This is a genomic window from Clostridium psychrophilum (assembly GCF_018861705.1).
GTDB lineage: Bacteria > Bacillota > Clostridia > Clostridiales > Clostridiaceae > Clostridium_AD > Clostridium_AD psychrophilum.
This window is the reverse complement of sequence record NZ_JAHLEC010000176.1, coordinates 1-4,091: the sequence shown is the minus strand read 5'-3', so window position 1 is coordinate 4,091 and position 4,091 is coordinate 1. Positions and strand designations below refer to the sequence as shown.

General features: G+C 29.6%; 5 protein-coding genes. All 5 read left to right on the top strand.

Annotated features, from left to right (window positions below):
- Nucleotides 1–152: 152 nt before the first annotated feature.
- The 5 genes from dnaX (at nt 153) to KPL38_RS18425 (ending at nt 3,770) form a co-directional block, all read left to right on the top strand.
- Nucleotides 153–1,769, top strand: a complete 1,617-nt coding sequence (dnaX, locus tag KPL38_RS18445) for a DNA polymerase III subunit gamma/tau (protein WP_216290596.1) — start codon at nt 153–155, stop codon at nt 1,767–1,769.
- 321 nt (nt 1,770–2,090) lie between these two features.
- Nucleotides 2,091–2,429, top strand: coding sequence for a YbaB/EbfC family nucleoid-associated protein (locus KPL38_RS18440; RefSeq protein ID WP_216290595.1), 339 nt, complete (start codon nt 2,091–2,093; stop codon nt 2,427–2,429).
- A gap of 41 nt (nt 2,430–2,470) precedes the next feature.
- Nucleotides 2,471–3,067: a recombination mediator RecR gene (gene recR, locus KPL38_RS18435; protein ID WP_216290594.1), complete on the top strand. Its 597-nt coding sequence runs from the start codon at nt 2,471–2,473 to the stop codon at nt 3,065–3,067.
- A gap of 61 nt (nt 3,068–3,128) precedes the next feature.
- Complete coding sequence (locus KPL38_RS18430) at nt 3,129–3,407, top strand: DUF2508 family protein (protein WP_216290593.1); 279 nt, start codon at nt 3,129–3,131, stop codon at nt 3,405–3,407.
- Nucleotides 3,408–3,515: 108 nt separating this feature from the next.
- Complete coding sequence (locus KPL38_RS18425; RefSeq protein WP_216290592.1) at nt 3,516–3,770, top strand: pro-sigmaK processing inhibitor BofA family protein; 255 nt, start codon at nt 3,516–3,518, stop codon at nt 3,768–3,770.
- Nucleotides 3,771–4,091 lie beyond the last annotated feature (321 nt).

The following is a 4,091-nucleotide window of genomic DNA, read 5'->3' as shown; positions in this document are numbered from 1 at the left end:
ATTGTTCTATGCCCAGAATGTGATGCAAATATGATAATCAAAGGACGATGAGATTATCATATTTGCTTGGCATAAGGGTTTTTACTCGACCGTAGGGAGATTTTGTTCTTTATTTAATTAAGAGGTACTATTATTTAAAAGAGGTGAGATTTATGGCATATAAGGCTTTATATAGAGAATGGAGACCAAAAACTTTTGAGGATGTAGTGGGGCAAGATCATGTGACCATAACTTTAAAGAATCAGATAAATAACGATAGAATAGCTCATGCTTATCTTTTATGCGGAACTAGAGGAACTGGAAAAACTTCAACAGCAAAGATATTAGCTAAAGCAGTAAATTGTTTGAATTCAGACCATGGAGAGCCATGCAATGAGTGTGAGATGTGTAAAAAAATAAATGCAGGAACGGCAATAGACGTAACTGAACTAGATGCGGCATCACATAATGGAGTAGAAAATATTCGTGATATAATTGAAGATGTTCAATATCCACCACAGGAGGCTAGATATAAAGTTTATATTATAGATGAGGTTCATATGTTATCAATAGGGGCGGTTAATGCTTTTTTAAAAACACTAGAAGAACCCCCAAGTAACATAATATTTATATTAGCGACTACGGATCCACAGAAACTTCCAATTACTATACTATCGAGATGTCAGAGATTTGATTTTAAAAGAATAAAAAGTGAAGATATTTTTGATAGACTGCGAAAAATAGTTTTAAAGCAAGGCGTCTCTGTGGAAGATAATAGTTTGAAATTAATAGCAAGAATTTCTGATGGTGCGATGAGAGATGCTCTAAGTATCTTAGATCAAGCTATATCAATGAATGATGGCAAGGTAGAGTATAATAGTGTTATAGATATGCTTGGTCTTGTGACATCTGAGAGTCTTACAAAACTTTCTGACTGCATAATAGATAGAAATATTGAAATGGCTATAAAAGTTATAAATGAAATAGTTTTTAGCGGTAAGGACATATACGTATTTATAAAGGATATGACTACGCATATGAGAGATCTTTTGATGGCAAAGGTAAGCGAAAATGTAGAGGAAATTTTGGATATGTCCAGTGAAAATATAGAAATTTTAAAGCAGCAAGCTGCTAAAATTAGAGTAGAAGAAATTATGAGAGATATAAAAATACTTCAAGACGCTCAAGAACAAGCTAAATGGAGTAAGCAAAATAGGATCTATTTAGAACTTGCAGTTGTTAAAATGTGTAAAGTAGAATATGATACGTCTAAAGAAACGTTATTAGCCAGAATAAACAAATTAGAAGACATAGTGAAAAAAGGAAAGATAACTGTAGCATGTGAAAGTGTAACACCTGTAGTTTCTGAAAAAAACAGCTTAAACAAGAAAAGAATTACAAATAAAAAGACGGAAATTAGACCCGTACATATGCCTAATGCTAATTCTAAATTAACAGTAGAAACGGTAAAAAAATCGTTTAAAGATATTTTAGAGATGTTTAAAGCTCGAAGACACATGGTTATATATGCTTCTTTGTTAACAGGAGAAATTTTGTCTTGTGACGGAGGCATTATAGAGATAGGTTATGATAAGCAATATTCATTTAATAAAATTAGACTAGAGAAAGAGGACAATAGAAATGTAATAGAAGAAATTTTTTCTGAAGCACTAAACGAACCATTAAAAATAAAGTATACTGTTGAATCTGATGAAAAAGAGGTTAAATCACCAGAGGATATACTAAATGAGACATTTGGAGAAGACATTGTAGAAGTGTTAGATGAATAAGTTAGAATACTACACTAATAACTGCTATAATTATATATTAATAGGCTAGGATACTAAGTTTGTAAACGTAAGAAGATTTAGATTAGTAAAGTTTAGAAATATTAAGTTAATGTAATTAAGAAAAGATTCGTTTATTTACAAAAAATATTTACTTATTTAATGGAAATTATTATAGGTATTAGTATATAATAATATAGAAAAGTTATAATAGATCAAGATAGATATCGTCTTAAATTGTATAAAGCTTTATAAAGTTATAAATTGAGAGGATATAAATATAATTTTTTAACTTAAATAACTAAAAAACGGGAGGTAACTATTATGGCAAAAGGTGGATTTCCAGGAATGGGTGGAAATATGAATGGTTTAATGAAGCAAGCTCAAAAATTCCAAAAACAAATGGAAGATATGCAAAAGGATTTAGAAAATAAAAAATTTGAAGCTTCTGTTGGCGGTGGAGCAGTAACTGCAGTAGCTAATGGAAAAAGACAACTTGTCGAGATAAAAATAAAACCAGAAGTAGTAGATCCGGATGATGTTGAAATGCTTGAAGATTTAATTATGAGTGCTTGTAATGAGGCTCTAAAGAAAGCAGAAGATGAATCAAGCAGTGAAATGGGTAAATTAACAGGTGGATTAAATATGCCAGGAATGTTCTAATTAATAATAGATAAAAGCTACATTGTTATGAGGTGACTAATTTGGATTTTTATCCAGTAGCAATAGAGAAACTTATAGAAGAATTTGCAAAACTCCCTGGGATAGGAAAAAAAACAGCTCAAAGGCTTGCACTATTTATATTAAATCTTCCTAAAGAAGAAGTAGAAGGATTTGCAGATGCATTGGTTAATGCCAGGGGAACCATAAAATATTGCTCGATATGTGGCAGTTTTACAGATACAGATCCTTGTGCAATTTGTGCTAATCCTAATAGGGATAAGAGTATTATATGTGTTGTGGAAAATCCTAAAGATATAATGACCATGGAAAAAGTAAGAGAATTCAATGGAGTTTATCATGTTCTCCATGGAACAATATCCCCTATGTCAGGACGAGGACCTGAGGATATAAGATTAAGAGAACTAATAAGAAGAATTAATGGAGAAGTTCGCGAAGTAATAGTTGCAACTAATCCTAACATAGAGGGAGAAGCTACAGCTATGTATATATCTAAAATATTAAAACCTTTAGGTGCAAAAGTTACAAGGATTGCACATGGAATTCCAGTAGGTGGAGATTTAGAATATATAGATGAAGTAACTCTCTCTAAAGCATTAGAGGGAAGAAAAGAAATTTAGAATATTACTCCTGTTTTATGTCAAGAATTTAAAAAAGATATAAAATGGGAGGTTTTTTATTATGAATAGAAAAAAAGTCATTGAAGTATTATTATCAACTTTAAAATATACGCAAGAGCAAAAAGATATTATTATTGAACTAGAAGAAGCCAAGACTGAGTGGGAAAGTGCAAAAAAGTATTTTCAAGTGGCGGATGATCCTAAACTTGTAGATTATGCAATTTATAGAGAAGATCAATCTAAAGCAAGATACATATATTTTTTATTAGAAGCGAGAAGAAAAGGTGTAACTATTGATGCTAGCTATATGATAGAAGAACTTGATGCTGCTAGCAAATAAAAATTTCAAAGTTGGTTTATGACATCTTACAATGATAAAAATGGTGCTAGCAATAAAGAGTAATATAATGAAAGATAAATGTATAGATTTATGTAGGGGGATTAAAATATGGATATTGCAATTTATTTTTTAATTGGTATAGTTGGGATGGTAGTTGTGGTCAAATTGTTTTCATGGCCATTAAAAATTCTAGTTAAATTAATATTAAATGGTGTTTTTGGTGTTTTACTCTTACTTATTGCTAATTTTATTGGAAATTATTTTGGAATGAATATTGCTATAAATGCAGTAACAGCGTTAATTTCAGGATTTTTAGGTGTGCCAGGAGTAATATTTTTAATAATATTTAAAATGATAATGTGATTAAGAGTATATTATCTATAGAATATAGCAATAATAAATTTATAATAGAGTAATATTCTTTCTAAGGAACTATAAGGATATTACTCTGTTTTGAATTTAGGAATGAATACAAAAATTAGTATATTTATAATTAATTAATAGAAACATATTTTAATATTTTAATATTATTAAAAAAGTTGTTGACAAAACATGAAATACCTAGTAAAATAATAGAAGTCGTCAGTTGATGGCAAACAACAAATTGGTCTTTGAAAATTAAACAGAGAAATAGGTAAAGAAATGAAATAATATTTTGTTTTAACCAGTTAATTACTTTAGTAT

Bases quoted from the DNA above. Each gene is read 5' to 3' on its own strand.
- dnaX (WP_216290596.1), top strand. From the start codon at position 153: ATGGCATATAAGGCTTTATATAGAGAATGGAGACCAAAAACTTTTGAG.
- KPL38_RS18440 (WP_216290595.1), top strand. From the start codon at position 2,091: ATGGCAAAAGGTGGATTTCCAGGAATGGGTGGAAATATGAATGGTTTA.
- KPL38_RS18425 (WP_216290592.1), top strand. From the start codon at position 3,516: ATGGATATTGCAATTTATTTTTTAATTGGTATAGTTGGGATGGTAGTT.
- KPL38_RS18430 (WP_216290593.1), top strand. From the start codon at position 3,129: ATGAATAGAAAAAAAGTCATTGAAGTATTATTATCAACTTTAAAATAT.